This is a genomic window from Pseudomonas sp. Gutcm_11s, from assembly GCF_028649395.1.
Taxonomy (GTDB): domain Bacteria; phylum Pseudomonadota; class Gammaproteobacteria; order Pseudomonadales; family Pseudomonadaceae; genus Aquipseudomonas.
Window position 1 is genome coordinate 1 of the sequence record NZ_JAQSUW010000013.1, and the last position, 18,249, is coordinate 18,249.

16 protein-coding genes are annotated in these 18,249 nt (G+C 64.6%); 9 read left to right on the plus strand and 7 right to left on the minus strand.

Features of this window, described 5'->3' with window-relative positions:
• On the plus strand, positions 1–3,300 hold a 3,300-nt coding region (locus tag PTT45_RS09845; RefSeq protein ID WP_273813019.1), incomplete at its 5' end, for a VWA domain-containing protein.
• A 106-nt stretch (positions 3,301–3,406) separates the two neighbouring features.
• Positions 3,407–3,748 carry a tryptophan synthase subunit beta gene (locus PTT45_RS09850; protein ID WP_273813020.1) on the plus strand — a complete coding sequence of 114 codons (342 nt, stop codon included), beginning with the start codon at positions 3,407–3,409 and terminating at the stop codon, positions 3,746–3,748.
• A gap of 73 nt (positions 3,749–3,821) precedes the next feature.
• Here the strand turns inward: PTT45_RS09850 and lapD are convergent, their stop codons facing one another.
• The 4 genes from lapD to PTT45_RS09870 form a co-directional block, all read right to left on the minus strand.
• Entirely contained in the window at positions 3,822–5,771 is a 1,950-nt protein-coding gene (gene lapD / locus PTT45_RS09855) for a cyclic di-GMP receptor LapD (RefSeq protein WP_273813022.1), read from the minus strand.
• A gap of 9 nt (positions 5,772–5,780) precedes the next feature.
• The gene (gene lapG / locus PTT45_RS09860; protein ID WP_273813023.1) at positions 5,781–6,479 is read right to left on the minus strand and encodes a cysteine protease LapG; all 699 of its coding nucleotides are present in this window, start codon (positions 6,477–6,479) and stop codon (positions 5,781–5,783) included.
• A 70-nt stretch (positions 6,480–6,549) separates the two neighbouring features.
• The gene (locus PTT45_RS09865; protein ID WP_273813025.1) at positions 6,550–6,954 is read right to left on the minus strand and encodes a YbaN family protein; all 405 of its coding nucleotides are present in this window, start codon (positions 6,952–6,954) and stop codon (positions 6,550–6,552) included.
• 9 nt (positions 6,955–6,963) lie between these two features.
• A complete protein-coding gene (locus tag PTT45_RS09870; RefSeq protein WP_273813026.1) occupies positions 6,964–7,551 on the minus strand; it encodes a YecA family protein in 588 nt (195 codons plus the stop codon).
• Positions 7,552–7,680: 129 nt separating this feature from the next.
• Here PTT45_RS09870 and recQ point away from each other — a divergent pair, with 129 nt between their 5' ends.
• The 7 genes from recQ to PTT45_RS09905 all read left to right on the plus strand — a co-directional run bounded on the left by recQ (position 7,681) and on the right by PTT45_RS09905 (position 16,121).
• On the plus strand, positions 7,681–9,819 hold the full coding sequence (gene recQ, locus PTT45_RS09875) for a DNA helicase RecQ (protein WP_273813028.1): 2,139 nt from the start codon (positions 7,681–7,683) through the stop codon (positions 9,817–9,819).
• A gap of 251 nt (positions 9,820–10,070) precedes the next feature.
• Positions 10,071–11,231 carry a GGDEF domain-containing protein gene (locus tag PTT45_RS09880; protein ID WP_273813029.1) on the plus strand — a complete coding sequence of 387 codons (1,161 nt, stop codon included), beginning with the start codon at positions 10,071–10,073 and terminating at the stop codon, positions 11,229–11,231.
• A gap of 84 nt (positions 11,232–11,315) precedes the next feature.
• Positions 11,316–12,320: a DUF2804 domain-containing protein gene (locus tag PTT45_RS09885; protein WP_273813030.1), complete on the plus strand. Its 1,005-nt coding sequence runs from the start codon at positions 11,316–11,318 to the stop codon at positions 12,318–12,320.
• Positions 12,321–12,439: 119 nt separating this feature from the next.
• Entirely contained in the window at positions 12,440–12,874 is a 435-nt protein-coding gene (locus PTT45_RS09890) for a MarR family transcriptional regulator (protein ID WP_273813031.1), read from the plus strand.
• Between the two features lie 230 nt (positions 12,875–13,104).
• Complete coding sequence (locus PTT45_RS09895; protein ID WP_273813032.1) at positions 13,105–15,120, plus strand: FimV/HubP family polar landmark protein; 2,016 nt, start codon at positions 13,105–13,107, stop codon at positions 15,118–15,120.
• A 96-nt stretch (positions 15,121–15,216) separates the two neighbouring features.
• A complete protein-coding gene (locus PTT45_RS09900) occupies positions 15,217–15,495 on the plus strand; it encodes a SelT/SelW/SelH family protein (protein ID WP_273813033.1) in 279 nt (92 codons plus the stop codon).
• A gap of 122 nt (positions 15,496–15,617) precedes the next feature.
• On the plus strand, positions 15,618–16,121 hold the full coding sequence (locus tag PTT45_RS09905) for a hypothetical protein (protein ID WP_443218170.1): 504 nt from the start codon (positions 15,618–15,620) through the stop codon (positions 16,119–16,121).
• Here the strand turns inward: PTT45_RS09905 and PTT45_RS09910 are convergent.
• The 3 genes from PTT45_RS09910 to PTT45_RS09920 form a co-directional block, all read right to left on the minus strand.
• Positions 16,114–16,986 (minus strand): DMT family transporter, encoded by an 873-nt coding sequence (locus PTT45_RS09910; RefSeq protein ID WP_273813034.1) that lies wholly within the window; start codon positions 16,984–16,986, stop codon positions 16,114–16,116. The two genes, PTT45_RS09905 and PTT45_RS09910, sit on opposite strands and share 8 nt — an antisense overlap.
• A gap of 44 nt (positions 16,987–17,030) precedes the next feature.
• Positions 17,031–17,366: a tRNA-binding protein gene (locus PTT45_RS09915; protein WP_273813035.1), complete on the minus strand. Its 336-nt coding sequence runs from the start codon at positions 17,364–17,366 to the stop codon at positions 17,031–17,033.
• 90 nt (positions 17,367–17,456) lie between these two features.
• Entirely contained in the window at positions 17,457–18,200 is a 744-nt protein-coding gene (locus PTT45_RS09920) for a helix-turn-helix domain-containing protein (protein WP_273813037.1), read from the minus strand.
• Positions 18,201–18,249 lie beyond the last annotated feature (49 nt).

Consider the following 18,249-nt stretch of genomic DNA (forward strand, 5'->3'; position numbering starts at 1 on the left):
CTGGTACTGAATATCCGCAACAACGATGGTGATGTGACCATCAATGGCCTGGATATCCAGGGCCAGGAAGAGATCCTCTACGAGAACGACCTAGCTTTGGGCAGCAGCCCGAATGCCGGCGCGTTGACGCAGACGGGGACCTTCACGATCTCGGCAGCGGATGGCATCCAGACCTTCAGTCTGAACGGCACCAACTACTCGCTGGCTCAGCTGCAGAACTCCGGTACCACCAACCTGTTGGTCGATAGCCCTGCGGGCACGCTGCGTATCACCGGGTACACCGGTACTTCCACTGGTGGCACCGTGTCGTACAGCTACGTGCTGGACACTCGGGTGGCCCATGCCAATGCGGGCGGTGAGAACTCGGTGCTGGAAAGCTTCAGTGTCAAAGTGACGGACGTGGATGGTGATTCGGATACCGACAGCCTGGATATCCGTATCGTCGACGATGTGCCGGATGCTGTGAGTGACACCAATGCCAGCACGGCCTCCGAAAGCCTGTTGACACTGAGCGGCAACGTGCTGACCAACGATACGCAGGGCGCCGACCGTGTGGCAGGCGGCCCGATCACTGCAGTGACGCTGACCGGCACCTACGGCACCCTGGTGCTTAATGCTGATGGCTCCTACACCTATACCCTGAATCCCTCTGATCCGCAGTTTGTGGCACTACCTGGTGGCGCTACCGGTACGGAGACCTTCACCTACACCCATACGGATGCCGACGGCGATGCCGATACCGCGCAACTGGTGCTGAATGTTCGCAACGACGACCAGGGTGTGACCATCAACGGACTGAACGTGCAAGGGCAGGAGGAGATCGTCAACGAGGATGATCTGCCGGCAGGCAGCAGTCCGAATGCGAGTGCTCTAACTCAGACGGGCACATTCGACATTGTGGCTGGGGATGGTATCCAGACCTTCAGTGTTAACGGCAGTAACTTCACGCTGGCCCAGCTACAGAACTCTGGCACCACTAATCTGGTGATTGATAGCCCTGCGGGAGTTCTGCGGATTACCGGCTTCAGCGGCTCGGCCACAGGCGGGACGGTGTCGTACAGCTATGTGCTGGATAGCCGGGTTGCACATGCCAACGGCGCTGGGGAGAACACAGCGCTTGAGAGCTTCGCGATTCAGGTGACCGATACGGATGGCGACTCGGATACCGAGAGCCTGGATATCCTGATTATCGATGACGTACCCAATGCGGTTAACCAGACGGTCAGCCAGCAAGCTACCCAGAGCACCAACACAAACCTGCTGTTGATTTTGGATGTCTCTGGCAGCATGGCTGATGATGCTGGGTTCGGTGGTTACACACGTCTAGAGGCAGCCAAGCAGGCGCTACTGGAGTTGCTGGAGCAGTACGATGCGCTGGGCAATGTGAAGGTATGCCTCGTGACATTTGCGAGTAATGCCACCATTGAAACGGGCTGGGTCGATATCGCCACTGCCAAGGCTGAGCTGCTCGGGCTATCCGCCGATGGTTATACCAACTATGAAGATGCGTTGGTCGATGCCGCGACGGCGTTTGCTCAATCCGGGAAGCTGACGGGGGCTCAGAACGTTGCCTACTTCCTCTCCGATGGCGTGCCAAATCCATCCAGCAGTGGTATCAACAGTACAGAGGAGGCTGCCTGGATCGACTTCCTCAACGGCAGTAATAACTCGGGTCCGGACAGCGGCGATATCAATGCGTTTGCCTTGGGAATGGGGCCTGACGTCGGAGCCTCGGCATTGAATCCGGTGGCCTACAACGGTGTGACCAACACCAATACTGGTGCGACCATCGTCGATGACTTCGGGCAGCTGGCCGCCACTCTGACCGCTACGGCTCAGGCCTCCCCGATTAACGGCAGCCTGGTGACTGGCGGTACCTTCGGCGCTGATGGCGGGTATGTGCTGTCCATTAGCGTGAATGGTGTGGTCTACACCTACAACCCTGCGGCAGGCGGTTCGATCAGCGTTAGCGGTAGCCCCAACAACGGTACGTTCGACACCAGCACCAATACTCTGACCGTCACCATGGGCGCCAATGGCAGCTTCGCGGTGGATATGGATAACGGCGCGTTCACCTACTCCCCGCCAGTGAGCGTGGGTGGTGCGGTTAACCAGAGCATTGGCTATGTCCTGCAGGACAACGATGGCGATACCGCGGGTGCCAACCTCACTGTGAATATCAGTCCAGCCAATGGACCGACGATCATTCGTGACGATCGTGTCATTACCAATGCCCCCACCGTGTCCGGTAATGATCCGATTCTGATACCCAAGTGGGCATTGCTGGCGAACGATACGAGCCCAAGCAATATGCTGCTTGCCATCACCGCAATCGGGGCTGCTCTGGATGGCTCGCTCGTTCCTCTGGATGCGTCGGCTTCCATCACGTTCAATGACAACGATAGCGATGGTGGCTCATTCCAGTACACCGCAGGTGGCGATACTGCACTGGTCGAGGTCCTGCGTGATCTCAGCGGAGATCTCGATGGCAGTTATCGCCACGACATCCTGGTTGGTCGCGACGGCAATAGTAGCGACACGATCAATGGGTGGGGTGGTGATGACATCCTCGTTGGTCTGGGTGGCGCAGATGAGCTCAATGGTGGTGAGGGCAACGATATCCTCAATGGTGGCGCTGGTAATGACACCCTCAATGGTGGCAACGGTAACGATACAGCCAGCTATATCGATGCCACGTCTGCAGTAACGGTATCGGTGAATGGCAACAACCAGGTCACTGGTGGTGCGGGTACCGATAGCCTGAGCAACATGGAGAACTTGATCGGCTCTAGTTATGGGGACACCCTGACAGGGGATGGCAATGCCAACATCCTCAGTGGCCTTGCCGGTAATGACACGCTGATTGGCAACGGCGGTGCAGATGTACTGATCGGAGGGGCAGGTAATGACACCATGAACGGTGGTGCCGGCAAGGATGTATTCCTGTGGAACTCCTCGGACACGGGTACGGACACCATCCAGGGCTTTACCAATAACTACAACGGCCATGTCAATGGAGATCAGCTCAATCTGTCGCAGATACTGTCGGGAGAAAATACCTCCGGGGGCATCGGTAATCTGCTGAGCTTCCTTGATATAAGCACTTCGAATCTGGGCGGCGGGGCGGCTTTGGATACAGTAATTAAGGTCAGCACTACCGCCGTTGCCGATCCTGCAGCGGCTGCCAATCAGACCATAGTGTTGCAGGACGTCAATCTCCTAGCGCTCTATGGCGGCACTGAGAGTGGGGCGATCCTGGGTATGCTGGGCGACGGTACGCTCAAGGTCGACGTGGCATAGCGTTGGGCGAGGCGTCCGCAGAGTCGACACCAGCGGACGCGCGCTTATATGATCAGCCCGCTACCCTTGTGGGGTAGCGGGCTTTTTTATGCCTGGAGGAAGCCACATGGTGTACGTGCAAAGGGATGCCGAGGGGCGGTTGCTGCGGGTGGAGCACGATCCGTTCGATGGTATGACAGAGACGCTGGCCGTCGAGAGCGAAGAGCTGCACAACTGGCTTGAGGCTCGCGAAGAGGTCAAGGAGCGACTGGCCAGCCTGAAAGAGTCCGACCTGGAACTGGTGCGGGTGCTGGAGGACGTGGTCAGCGTGTTGGTGGAGAAGGGGGTGATTCGCTACACCGACCTGCCCGAAGCCGCGCGGCGCAAGCTGGATCAGCGGGCCGTGACCCGTGCCGAGATCGAAGGCTTAGCCGGCCTGCTGGGCGATGAGGAAAACCAGCTGATCTGATCTGCTGGTCGGGCCTTGTGCGTTTCGCGGCAGAGGCCCGCCTGGCGATAGCCAGGCAGACCGATCACGGGCGCTATTCGCTCTGCCAGGGTGCCGGTGCTCCGATCAGGCGGCCCATGGCGCCGTGGATGCCCAGCTCCCGGAGCACGTTCAATTCACCTTCGGTTTCCACCATTTCGGCGATCAGCGGCAGGTCGATGCTGTTGGTTGCGCGGAATATCGCCTCGATGAACACGCGTTTGTCGTCTTCCTTGTCGATGGCGCGAATATAGCTGCCGTCGATCTTCAGATAGGCCAGGCCCAGGTGGGTCAGGTTGCCGATCAGGCTGAAACGTCCGCCGAAGTGCTGCAGGCCTAGCTGGTAGCCAGCGTCGCGTACTTGCTGGCTGAGTTTCTCCAGTTCCGCCGGCGGCGGCAGATAGCGCTCGTCCAGTTCCAGGGTCATCAGCTCGCCCTGCTGCGGGTTGGCCTTGAGTACATCCAGCAGCTTGCCCAGGCTGTCGGCGTCGCGCAGGGTAGCCGCCGACAGGCTGAGGGCAAGTGGCTGCGGATACTTGGCCAGGTGCGCCAGGCTGTGTTCGAGCATGGCCAGGTCGAAGCGTGCGGCCCAGCCCAGGCGTTCGATCCAGGGCAGGAAGCGGCCGGCAGCCACGGCTTCGCCATTCGGGTCGAGCAGGCGGGCCAGGACCTTCTGGTGCAGCACCTGAGTGGTGTCGGCGCAGGTGGTAACCGGTTGGAAGTACAGCTGCAGCATGCTCTGGTTGAGCGCATCGTCGATCCAGCGACGCCAGTCGTGCAGGCCTTGGCCGTTGCTGGTGTTGTAGTCGTCGAGGCGTTCCCAGGGCTTGCCGGCATGGCTCTGCGCCTGGGCCAGCGCCTGGTCGGCGCGACCGATGACGTTGGGCACTTCCTCGCCGGGCCTGAAGGCGGCTATGCCCAGGTGCGCGACGGGAGTGCAGTCGCTGGCGCCGGTCTGGCGCAGGCTCTCCAGGCCATCCACCAGCTCCTGGGCCAGGCGGTCGGCGTCCTCGCCGACCAGGCCGGGAGCGAGCAGGGTGAATTCGCCGCCGCGGCTGCGCGAGGCCAGCCAGTCCGCGGTGCCGCGTTGTTCCAACAGGCGCTTGAGCAGCTCGCCGATGCTGTAGATCAGGGCGTCGGTGCGTTGTCCGCCCATGCGCTGGTTGAGCCCGCCGAGGTCGTTGACGCGCAGGAACATCAGGTAGCCGGCGGCGTTCTGTTCGGTGACGGCCAACTGGTTGGCCAGCTTGATCTCGAACAGGCGGCGGTTGGCCAGGCCGGTGAGGCTATCCTGGTAGGCCTCTTCACGCAGTTTCTCGCTGCGCGCGGCTTCCTCGGCGAACAGCTGCTTGAGCTTCTCGACCATCTGGTTCATGGCCAGCACCACGCGCTTGAGCTCGGGGGTACGTGGCACGCGGGGCAGGGTGAAGAACTCGCGACGGGTGATGGCCTGAGCCTGCTGCACCATGTTGTCCAGCGGCCGTAGCTGGGTGCGCAGCAGCCAGCCACCGAGGATGGCGCTGATCACGCCGCACAGCAGCAGCCAGAGCAGGCTACCGATAGCGCTGTCCCACAGCTTGGCCAGGGCGAATTGCGGATGGCTGAGCACTTCGACCCGCGCGGCCTGCTCCCAGCCTCGCATGATCAGGGCGTCGCCGCCCTCGGGTTCGAGATCGACCAGGTCGACGAACCACTGCGGGACCCGCTCGGTGCTGGTACTGGTGCTGCGCTCGACTATCACTTCCTCGCCGGGAATGCGCACCACGCGGATGGTGGCGAAGTAGCCGCTGTCGAAGATCGAACTGACCATCAGCTCGATCATTGCCGGGTCGTCCACGTGCGGGGTCATCGAAAGACCGAGCGCGGTGGCGGCGTCCTGGGCGTGGGAGCGCAGCTGGCTGAGCAGTTGCTCGCGCGAGGTTTCCACGCTGGCGATGAAGCTGCCGGTGAAGGCCACCACGAGGAACAGGCAGATGGCTAGAAACAGCTGTTTCAACAGGGACATAGGCTTCTCCTAACCCTCACCGATGTCGAAGCCTTCGGCTCGCATCTTCTTCAACAGATCCTGCCAGCGCGACAGTTTCTTGGTATCGCTCTTCTTGCCAGTCTGCCCCGGCAGGTAGAGACCCTCGGCATTGAAGGCGTAGACCGGCAGCAGATCCTTGCGCTTGGACGCCGGGCGTATTTCGCCAATCAGGTTGTCCAGCACCAGCGGTTCGGCGCTGGGGCTGGAGTAGTAGGTGAGCACCATGTGCGCCTGGTTGTACTGCAGCGCCTTGACGTAGGTGATGCGCAGCTTCTCGCTGGGGACGCCCAGGCGGCGCAGGGTGAAGTACTTGGCGATGGAGTAGTCCTCGCAGTCGCCGGCGCCCTTGACCAGCGCCTCGACGGGGGTGGCCCAGTAGTCGTTCTGCCGCCAGTTGCGGATGTCGTCGGAGAAGCGGAACTGGCGATTGAAGAAGCGGTTGACCGTGGCCAGCTTCTCATTCTCCGGGAGGTTCTCGCTGGCACGGATCAGCTCGTCCCAGGCCTCGATACGGCCCTTGGCGGCGCCGAGGTTGCCGTAGCGCTGCTCGGCTTTCTGCAGGATCAGGCCGAAATCCCAGTTGGCGCTGGCGACCATGGCCAGCAGCAGGCCGAGCAGGGCGCCCAGGCGCAGTCTGCCGGCAGGCAGGCGCTTGGCTCGTCCTTGAGAACTCGGCCGGAGCTGCATGAAGAAGGTCTCCACGGGAGGTGGAGGAAGTGTAGGCAGTGGTGGGGATTTCTGCCGCTGCGCCTAGGCGTCAATCACGCGCGGGCAGGGTCTTCTGGCGCAGGATGTAGATACTCACCAGTACCGCGCTGGTGAGCATGAAGGCGCGGGCCCAGGGCATGGGCACCAGATAGCAGGACAGGGCGATGCTGGCCCACATCACCGCGATGGCGTAGACCTTGCCCTTGAGCGGGATGCCGTTGCCTTCCAGGTAGTCGCGAATCCACGGCCCGAGGTGCTTGTGGTTGACCAGCCAGAGGTAGAAACGCCGCGAGCTGCGCACGAAGCAGGCGGCGGCCAGCAGCAGAAAGGGCGTGGTCGGCAGCACCGGGACGAAGATGCCGATCACGCCCAGCGCCACGCTCAGCCAGCCGATCGCCAGCAGCGCATAGCGAACGCTGCGGTGGCGGCTCTGCTGGATATCGGCGTGCGCCATGGGCGCGCCTTAGTGGTGGCGCGGCTTGAGGAGCGCGGGCTTTTCTTCTGGAGCGTGGCAGAGCAGGAACAGGGCGGTGAGCAGTTCCGGAATCTGGTCGACCATGCTGTCCACCAGCTGGCGGTCGCGGGCGATCTCGGCGAATTCCGGCTGTTCGTCGAACAGGCCGGAGGCGACCATGATCGGCAGCAGTAGCTCGCTGACTTCGTCTTCGGAGTCCTCGAACCAAACGGTCTCGCGCAGGAACACGCCTTCCATGAAGCCGATGCACCAGCCGCGCAGGTCGGAGTCGTCGGGTTCGTCGCCCAGATCCAGGTCGCAAGGCACTTCCGGGTCATCGTCGCTGGCCAGTTGGCGGGCGATATGGGCCTTGAGCAGCTGCAGGGTGGTTTCGATCTCTTCGCGCTCGGCCTCGCTGCGGTAGTGCGGCGGCTCGGCGAACAGCGCGTCGATCCATTCGCGTTCCGGCACCTGCTCGGGGCAGATGGAGAGGGCGGTCAGATAGCCATGGGAGGCCACGTAGTCCAGAGCCTCCTCGTGCAGGTCGTCGGCATCGAGGAAGGCTTGCAGGCGGGACAATTGCTCGGCGAAGGACATCGTGGAACTACCTTGAGTGAGTAAACACCGGGATTCTAGCCGCCCATGCCCGCAAAAGCACGGCCGACGGGCGATGGCCTGGCACCTGGCCGGCTCGCGTATACTGCGCGGCTCGCAATGGAGACCGGCATGCTCGCGCAACAAGCCCTCAGCATCCTCAAGAACGTATTCGGCTACGACGCCTTCCGTGGCAACCAGGCAGCCATCATCGAGCGCGTCGCCGCAGGTGGCGATTCCCTGGTACTGATGCCCACCGGCGGCGGCAAATCGCTGTGCTACCAGGTGCCCGGGTTGCTGCGCGAAGGCCTGGCGGTGATCGTCTCGCCACTGATCGCACTGATGGACGATCAGGTCGCCACCCTCGACGAACTCGGCGTGGCCGCCGTGGCGCTGAACTCGACGCTGAGCAACGACGAGCAGCGCGATATCGCCGAGCGCATCCGCCGCAACGAGATCAAGTTCCTCTACCTGGCTCCCGAGCGCCTGGTGCAGCCGCGCATGCTGGATTTCCTGCAGCGCCTGCCGCAGGTCGCCCTGTTCGCCATCGACGAGGCACACTGCGTATCGCAGTGGGGCCACGATTTCCGTCCGGAATACCTGCAGCTGGGCCAGTTGGCCGAATTGTTCCCTGGTGTGCCGCGCATCGCCCTGACCGCCACCGCCGACATGCGGACCCGTGAAGAAATCGCCCAGCGCCTGCACCTGGAACAGGCCGAGCGTTTCCTCTCCAGTTTCGATCGGCCGAACATCTTCTACCGCATCCAACCCAAGGACCAGCCGCGCAAGCAGCTGCTGGCCTTCCTCGCCGCGCGCAAGGGCGATGCGGGCATCGTCTATTGCCTGTCGCGCAAGAAGGTGGAGGAGGTGGCCGACTTCCTCAGTGCCCAGGGCTTCCCGGCGCTGCCGTATCACGCTGGCCTGCCCAACGACCTGCGCGCCTATCACCAGAAGCGCTTCCTCAACGAGGAAGGGCTGATCATGGTGGCGACCATCGCCTTCGGCATGGGCATCGACAAGCCCAACGTGCGCTTCGTCTGCCACATGGACCTGCCCAAGAGCCTGGAGGCCTACTACCAGGAGACCGGCCGTGCCGGCCGTGACGGCCTGCCGGCGGACGCCTGGATGGCTTACGGCCTGCAGGATGTGGTGTTCCTCAAGCAGATGCTGGCCAACTCCGAGGGAGACGAGCGTCACAAGCGCATCGAGCAGCACAAACTGGACGCCATGCTCGCCCTCTGCGAGGAGATCCGCTGCCGCCGCCAGGCGCTGCTGGCCTACTTCGACGAAGTGTTGGAAAAGCCCTGCGGCCACTGCGACACCTGCGTCGACAATGTGCAGACCTGGGACGCCACCGAGCCGGCGCGCCAGGCGCTGTCGGCGATTTACCGAAGCGGCCAGCGCTATGGCGTGGGCCATCTGGTGGACATCCTGCTCGGCCGTGACAACGAGAAAATCCGCGCCTCCGGCCATCAGCACCTGCCGGTGTTCGGCATCGGCAAGACGTTGGCCGAGGACGACTGGCGCACGCTGTTCCGCCAGCTGGTGGCGCGCGGCCTGGCCGACGTCGACCTCGAGGGCTACGGCGGTCTGCGTCTTTCCGACAGCTGCCGCCCGCTACTGCGTGGCGAGGTGACCCTGGAGCTGCGTCGCGACCTCAAGCCGCAACAAGCAGCCAAGGCCAGCGGCAGCAGCGCCAGCCAACTGGTTCGCGGCGAGGAGCGCGAGCAGTGGGAAGCCCTGCGCGCCCTGCGCCGCAAGCTGGCCGAGGAGCACAGCGTGCCGCCCTACGTCATCTTCCCCGACTCGACCCTGCTGGAGATGCTGCGCAGCCAGCCGCGCAACCTCTCCGAAATGGCCCAGGTCAGCGGCGTCGGCGCGCGCAAGCTGGAGCGCTATGGCGAGGCCTTCCTCGAAGTGCTCAACGGCGGCGAAGCCGGCGAGGCGCCCAAGGCGGTCACCGATCTGCGTCATGAACTGGTCAGCCTGGCCCGTGCCGGCATGACGCCGGCACAGATCGCCAGCCAGCTGAACTGCGGCGAGAAGAGCGTGTACAACCTGCTGGCCGAGGCCATTGGCAGCCAGCAGCTGTCGCTGGAACAGGCGCTGGACCTGCCGGAAGAGCTGCTCGGCGAGATTCAGGACGCCTTCCTCGATGGCGAGGGCGAGCTGCCGCCAGTGGCGGCCATCGCCGAGCAGTTCGCCGGGCAGGTGCCGGAAGGCGTGCTGCTCTGTGTGCGTGCCGCGTTGCAGGCCGAGTTCGAGGTCTGAGAGCCCGCTCACGATCTCCTGGCTGTCGGCCATACGGCGTTAAAAGCGCCCTCGGAATGCTCATTTACCACTCGTAAACTGTGCTTCCTCGGGCGTTTTTGCCTTGTCTGGCTCTAATCCAGAAGATCGTGAGCAGGCTCTGACTGTCGCGGCGTTAACCATTCTTTACGTCGGAAAGTTGGCGACAAACTTGTGACGCGCATCACAAATGGATAGGGTGACCTCCAGGCGAGCAACGAGAGAGGTCACTGGTGTCGCCACATTCCGAATGGTTGGATGAGGTACGCCCCAACCCTTACGCCGAGCAGCTGTCCCAGGGCTTCCGCTGCCTGCGTTTCGTGCCCGCTATCGAACTTGAATACCGCGCCCACGTGCTGCGCGAGAGCTCCTACCTGCGGCGGGTGGCTCTGCTCTTCGCGGTGAGCGTGTGGGCACTATTCGTGGTCGCCGACTTCTGGATGCTCGATGCGCCCGTGCTCTATGCCGCATTCGCCATTCGCCTCGGCGTGCTGGGTCTGCTGCTGGTGTGTGGTCGCATGATCATCGGGCGCCGCTATCCACACCTGACCGGGCCGCTGAGCATCGCCTGCATTGGCTCCATGGGTCTGGGGGCGGCGGCGATCATCGCCCTGGCGCATCACCAGGCAGCGAATTTCCCCTACGAGGGGCTGCTGCTGGTGTGTATCGCCGCCTATTTCCTGGTCGGTCTGCGCCTGTCCGAGGCGTTGTTTACCTCGCTGTTGGTGGTGCTGGTGTACGGCGTGCTCGAAGTCCTGGTCGGGCTGGCGCCGGAGCGGCTGTTCAACAACCTGCTGTTCCTGCTGGTCGGCAACCTGATCGGTGCGGTGGGTTGCTACCTGCTGGAGCTCAAGTCGCGCGAGCAGTTCCTGGTCAGCCGCCTGATGGGCCTGCTGGTACACCGTGACAGCCTCACCGGCCTGCACAACCGCCGCAGCTTCGATCGCGAACTGCCCAAGCTCTGGCGCCTGGGCCTGCGCGAGGGGCGCTCAATCGCGCTGCTGCTCTGCGATGTCGACCACTTCAAGGCCTACAACGACCACTACGGCCACCAGGCCGGAGACCAGGCCCTGCGCCAGGTCGGCGAGGTGCTGCAGCAGGGTGGCCGGCGCCCCTTGGACATGGCCGTCCGCCTGGGCGGCGAGGAATTTGCCGTGCTGCTCTACGACATCTCGCCGGAGGAGGCGCGTCAGCGTGCCGAGACCCTGCGCCAGATGTTGGAGGAGCGCGCTATCGCCCACTGCGGATCGGCAGTGGCGGACGTGCTGACCCTGTCCATCGGCGTGGCCTGTCGCCCGCCGGCGGCGGATGAAGATCCCTTCGGCCTGTGCGCGCACGCCGACCGTGCCCTGTACGAGGCCAAGGCCTTCGGTCGTAATCAGGTCGTGACCTGAAGCGTCACACCGGCTGGCGTGAATGGTCGCTCTCGCCAGCCGGTCCGGCTGCTAGCATCGGCGCTTTCCCCAGGAAGCGCACTCATGGAACGACTGATCCAGGCCGGCGGCCAGCCTCACTACGGCATCTTCCCGGCTGCGCCGGGTGAAGTGAACTGGCGCGATTTCGACTTCCGCTCGCCCATGGGTCGGCGTCTGGGTGCCCTGGCCAAGTGGCGGCGTTTTCACCAGTTCCAGTACTTCGGCATCGTCAGCGACGAGCTGATCGGCGGCTGCGCGCTGGCCGATATCAGCCTGCTCAGCGTGGGTTTCGTCTATCTGTTCCATCCGGCCAGCGGACGCATGATCGAACGCCAGTTCAAGCGGCCGCTGGGCCTGGGCGCGGACTTCTCGCCGCGGCCCAACCAGGGCGCCTGCGAGCTGCGCAGCGGCGCCAATCTGCTGCGTCTGGACAACAGCGGCAGCGACAAGCGCCTGCTGGTGGAGCTGGATGACGGCACGCGCATCGAGGCGAGCTTCTCCGAGCAGCAGTTCCAGCCCATGTGCGTCTGCACCCCGACAGCCGTCAACGGCTGGGTCTATGCGCAGAAGGTCGCGGGGGTGCGTTGCACGGGTAGCGTGCGCAGCGCTCTGGGCGATTTCGATCTGCAGGCGCTGGGCGCCTTCGCCCATCACGATTGGTCGGCTGGCTACATGCGCCCGGAGACCTTCTGGAACTGGGCCTGCCTGTCCGGGCAAGTGGCTGGAACACGGGTCGGCCTCAACCTGTCCTGCGGGGTCAACGAGACCAGTTTCAGCGAGAACTGCTACTGGCTGGACGGCGAGCTGCTGCCGGTCGGCGGCGTGCATTTCCAGTTCGATCGCGACGACCCGCTGCAACCCTGGCGGATCGTTTCCGGTGACGGGCAGGTGGAGCTGACCTTCCATGGTCATGGTCTGCACCGTGAGCGCCTGAACCTGGGCGTGCTGGCGAGCAACTTCAAGCAGGTGTTTGGTTGCTTCCAGGGCACCCTGCGGCCGCCGGGCAGGGAGCCCCTGGTGATCGACAACCTGTGGGGCTTCGTCGAGGATCAGTATGTCAAATGGTGACGGCAGGCTTGGCGGCCGGCGCGGCTGGAGTTATGGTTAGTTGACTAATAATTAGGTTTTTCTGCTGTCCACGCACACTCAGGGGAGGGGACGGTAGCGGAAGCCAAAGAGAGTCTTCTATGCACAGTTTCGCGCACCACAGTTTTGGCATGCAGCTAGCCCAGCTTTCCCGCGCCTGGCGCGCCGAGCTGGACCGGCGTCTCTCCGGCTTAGGCCTGTCCCAGGCACGCTGGCTGGTGCTCCTGCACCTGGCTCTGCTCAAGGAGCCGCCGACCCAGCGTGAGCTGGCGCAGACCGTGGGGGTAGAGGGGCCGACCCTGGCCCGCCTGCTCGACGGCCTGGAGGCCCAGGAGTTGGTGCGACGCATTGCCGTGCCGGAGGATCGCCGGGCCAAGAAGGTGGTGTTGAGCGACAAGGCGCGTCCGCTGATCGAGCAAATCGAGAGCATCGCCCAGCAGCTTCGCCAGGAGCTGTTCGCCGGCGTCAGCGAGGAAGAACAGCGTCTATGTCAGGGCATCCACGCCCGCATCCTGAGCAATCTGGAAAAAATCTGATTAGTGCCAATTAGTTAGTGATGTTATTGTGCTATCTCGATTTTGCATAAGTGCCGATTGGCGTTCCCGCTGACGGTTTCTTAAGCTGACTTCATGCCCGTAGCTGTTGTGCTAGGGGCATGTCGGGTTGCAAGGGAAGGCCTGCCCGTCATCTTTTCCACCCACCAGGCCTGCCGGGGATAAGCATTCCCAGGGACAGCGGGCCGGTGCGTGTGACCGGGAGAGGCCGCATGGCTCGAATCCGTGACCTGCTCCTGACCCTGGCGTCGGGGTCGGCGTTCTACTCGGGGCTGGTTCCCGCCCTGGGCCTGGGCGAGATCAACTTGCACTCGGCGCTCAACCAGCCGCTGGACGCAGAGATCGAGCTGTACCAGATCGGTGATCTCGGCAGCGACGAGATCAAGGTGCGTCTGGCTTCGGCCGAGGAATTCAACCGGGCCGGTGTCGAGCGTTACTACTTCCTCAACGATCTGCGTTTCGCCCCCATGCTCGATGGCGGGCGTACACGTATCCGCGTGGTCTCCAGCAAACCGGTGCGCGAGCCGTATCTGAACTTCATCGTCGAGGTGGCGCGTCCCGGTGGCACGCTGCTGCGCGAGTACACGGTACTCATCGATCCGCCAGGCATGACCTATGGCCAGCAGGCCTCGCCGCAGGCGCCCGCCCGGGTCGAGCGCAACGAAGTGGCGGCCCGCCTGGCGGCACCGCGTGCGGTGCCACCAGCCATTCGTGGCGAGCGCTATCGCGTGCAGCGTGGCGACAGCCTGTGGAGCATCGCCGGTCGCCTGCAGGGCGCCGGCGCCACGGCCAGCCGCGAAGCGCTGATGGCCGATATCCATGCCCTCAATCCCCAGGCCTTCGCCGGTGGTGACATCAATCGCCTGCGCGCCGAGGCCGAGCTGCTGCTGCCGGACTCCGTAGCGGCAGGTGCGTCTCCAGCGCCGGTGTCCGCTCCCGTGATGCAGCAGCCGGTAGTCGATGCACCGGCAGGCAATGTGGTGCAGGAGTCGGTCGAGATTGAGCAGCGCCAGGCCGATGCCGAACTGGTCGAGGTCACTGCGCAGAATCAGGCCCTGCAGGACAATCTGGTCGCATTGCAGGACCAGCTGTCGCAGCTGCAGGCGCAGATGGCCGAGAAGGATCGCCAGCTGCAGCAGATCCACGATGAATTGCAGCAACGCCGTGAAGCGCCGCCGGCGCCGGTCGCCGAGTCTGCGCGGCTGCCAGTTGCCCCGGCTCCCGTGGCTGTGGAGAAAGACAGCGGCAGCCTGATGATGTGGTTGCTCGGCTCCGCGCTCGGCCTGCTGTTGCTGGCTGCGGCCTGGCTGCTGGGTCGCCGCCGTACCCCGGCGAAGCCGGCCGAGCCTCAGCGCCGTGCGGCAGCTCCCGTCGTGCGTCCGCAGGTGCGTGTGGTGGCCGCTGCCCCCGTACGTGCCGAGGCGGAGCCGGAAGAGCCGCCGGCTCCGGCTCCCGGCCTGACCCCGCCGCGCCTGCCGACTGGCGTGGCCGACCCGCTGGAAGGCGCCAACATCTACATCGCCTACGGTCGCTTCTCCGAGGCTGCCAGTGCGCTACGCAAGGGCATTGCCCTGCAGCCGGCGCGCCTCGATCTGCGTCTGCGCCTGCTCGAGGTGCTCGGTGAGCTGGGCGATGGTTCCGCGTTCGCCGCCCAGCAGCAGGAGCTACAGGAAATGGGCGCCAGCCATATGCAGGTGGACCAGATCCGCGTGCGTTACGCCGCGACCCTGCGCCAGCCGCCGGAACAGGCACCGCTGGCCGATGCGGTACTGCAGCTGGATGATGTGAAGGCGCCGGTGGAGCCCCAGGACGAGTTCCAGCTCAATCTCGATGACCTGTCCCTGGACGCCGACTGGGGGCTGGCCAGTCCGTTCAAGCCCGAGCAGCCGGCGCGCAGCAAGGCGGTGCAGGAGCCGGCGTACGATCCGCACTTCCGCTCCAACCTGCAGCAGCTGCCGGATGTGCTGGAGATGGATCACATCGTCGAGGACTTCCGCCAAGAGCAGCTGCTGGACGACGAACTCACCGAGGCCTTCGCCAGTTCGGCGGAGAGCGATCTCGACCACCTGGCCGGCAATCGCGAGCATCTGGTCAAGCTGAACACGGCCCTGGCCTACATCGAACAGGGCGATATCGGCAGCGCCTGCGACATCCTCAACGAGGTGATCAGCAGCGGCGATGAACAGGAGCGTCAGCAGGCCCGGGAGCTGCTGGCCAAGATCGCCTGATTCGATTCAGGGCGGGAAGACAACGCCGCGGTAGAGCCGCGGCGTTGTCCTTTGTGGGGCGCTATGATGGCGGCCCTTTTCGTTATGGAGCGTTCCATGTCCAGCAAGCCCGAGGTCGTGATCACCTACTGCACCCAATGCCAATGGCTGCTGCGCTCGGCCTGGCTGGCCCAGGAGCTGCTCAGCACCTTCTCCGACGAGCTGGGCATGGTCAGCCTGCAGCCGGGCACCGGCGGGGTGTTCCGCATCGTCTGCGACGGCGTGCAGCTGTGGGAGCGCAAGGCTGATGGTGGCTTCCCCGAGGCCAAGGAGCTCAAGCAGCGCCTGCGCGACCTGATCGACCCGGAGCGCGACCTCGGCCACAACGACCGCTGAGCCTTTGTATCAACCTCTTTACCCGTCTTTTACCCGCCTCTGACGTTGCACCGGCGGGCCTCGCGGAATAATTGCCGCGAGGCCGCACTTGCCGGCCGCAATGATCGAACGAGGTGAATAACATGCGACGCCCCCTGCGCATCATCGGCCTGAGCCTGATGCTTTTCGGTATTTCCGGCAGCCTGCAGGCCGGGCCCGGAGGGCCGGGTGGCCCTGGGCCTGGCGGTCATCCGGGCGGCTCCTGGGGGCCGGGACCGAGCCCGCACGGTGGTGGTCATGGCTTGCCGTCCTTCGCACGCGAGCTGTGGATCGGCAGCATGCTGTACTTCGTCGCGGCCGGTACCTACTACCTGTGGAACTCCAATAGCCAGCGCTACGAGGTGGTCAGCCCGCCGCCGGCGGTGCAGGGCAATGCGGTAGCCAGCTACGAAGTGATCGCCTATCCGGCCAGTGGCCAGAGCGTCGACCAGCAGGGTCGCGATCGCTACGAGTGCCACAGCTGGGCGGTAGCGCAGAGCGGCTTCGATCCCGCCACAGCGACCCAGCCGGTCGGCGCCGAGAGTGCCGACCGTTATCGCCGGGCACTGGGCGCCTGCCTGACCGGGCGTGGCTACAGCGTCAACTGAGGTCGTCGACCGTGGCGGCGCGCTTGCTCAGGCGCGCCGAGAGGATGGTGGCGAGCAGGATCAGCGCGCCACCGAAGAGCATGCGCAGGCCCGGCTGCTCGTTGAAAATCCACCAGGCGAAGAGGATGCCGTAGACCGGCTCCAGGGCGAACACCACCGAGGCGCTGCGCGCGTTGAGCACGCGCAGGCTGGCGACGAACAGGCTGTGCGCCAGCGCCGTGCAAAGCAGGCCGAGCAGGGCGATCCACAACCAGTCCATGGGCCGCACATCGCTCAGCAGGCCGCCGGCCATTGGCAGGCATACCAGCACGATGCCGAGGTTCTGCCAGTAGGCCGCCTGGGCTGGCTTGATGCCGGCCGTGGTGGCGCGGTTGCCCACCGAGACCATGGCGAACAGCAGGCCGGACAGCACCGCCCAGCCCAGGCCGAGGGTGGCGTCGCTGCTGATGTCGAAGTGCGGAGTGACCAGCACCAGGCCCAGGCACACCAGCGCCACCACGCCCCATTCGGCGCGGCGGATGCGTTCGCGGAACAGCAGCCCCTCGAGCAGCACGGTGAAGGCCGGGAAGCTGGCGAAGCCGAGCGTGGCGATGCCGACGCCGGACACCTTGACCGCGATGAAGAAGGTCCACCAGTGCCCGCCCAGCAGCAGCCCTACCGCGGCCAGGGCCAGGCGCTGGCGATTGTTCAGGCGCGCGGCGGGCTCGCCGATGTGGGTGAACAGGCCCAGCGCGGCCATGGCGAACAGGGCGCGGCCGAACACGATCACCAGCGGTGCGGCCAGGGCCAGTTTGCCGAAGATGCCGGAGAGGCCGAAGAACACGGCGCCCAGGTGCAGGGCGAGAAGGGCGGTACGGTGTTGCATGCGGGTTCCAGACTGCGGAAAGGGTTGGGAATGTTGTGAGGCTATCAGGCCAGGCGAGCGCCGTTGGGCAATGGCCGGTCGAAGCTGGTCAGCACCACCTTGCCATCCTGATCGTAGACACCGGTCACCAGTACCTCCGAGCGTACGCCGGCCACGCGTTTCGGTGCGAAGTTGCACACGCACAGCACCTGGCGGCCGATCAGCTCCTCGGCGCCGTAGTGGGCGGTGAGCTGGGCGCTGGAAGCCTTCACGCCAAGCTCGCCGAGGTCCACTTCCAGCACGTAGGCCGGCTTGATCGCCTTGTCGTTGAGGCGGGCGCTGAGCATGGTGCCGACGCGCAGCTCCACGCGCTCGAAGTCCTGCCATTCGATGATCTGCATGCCGATTCTCCTAAGTGATCGGCCGAGTCTAGGCGCAGCACGGCATTCGCGTCTGTCGCGCGTCTCGCGGGATTTGTCGCAGGACTCGCGTCAGGCTCCGCTGCGCAGTTGCCGCGGGGTGACGCCGAATTCACGCACCAGCGCAGCGGTGAAGGCGCTCTGCGAGCCGTAGCCGACCCGCGCGGCCACTTCGCCGACAGGCAGGCGACTGCCGAGCAGCAGTTCGCGGCCCAGGCGCAGGCGGCGCAGGCGCACGTGGTCCATTGGCGTGTGACCGGTTTCGGCGAGGAAACGGGCATGGAAGCGTGCGCTGGACAGGCCGCACAGGCGCGCCAGGTCGGCGACCTGCAGCGGGTGGGCGCAGTGGCGTTCGATATAGGCATCGATCCTGGCCAGTGGCAGGCCGCTCGGAACGGCAGCCGCGGCATTGCTCAGGCTGGCCAGCAGCAGCGTGGCGCCTTGCTGCGCAATCACTTCGTCGTTGATCGGGCTGGCGGCGAGCCAGTCGACCAGTTGGCCCTGGGCCGGGTCCAGTTGCAGCCGGCCCGGCTTGTCCAGCAGGCGGCGGCTGGCGTCGGCATGGTGGCCGAGGCGTTGCTGCAGCCAGCCATCCATGGGTACGTCCAGCACCAGGCACTGGCTGCCCAGGGCGCTGGCGCAGGCGTGATGGGCGCCCGGTGGCACCACCGCCAGGCTCAGGCTGGAGACCTGGCAGCCACGTCCATCCACCTCGAAATCCAGCTGGCCGCTGAGGCCGAACACCAGTTGGGCGTGTTCGTGGCTGTGGGCGATCTGTTCGTGGTGGTAGTGGCGCAGGGAGAGCAGCTGGGACATGGCGGGCTCCTGATCGAGCGGCCAGTGTACACGCCGCGCCGCGCCGCCG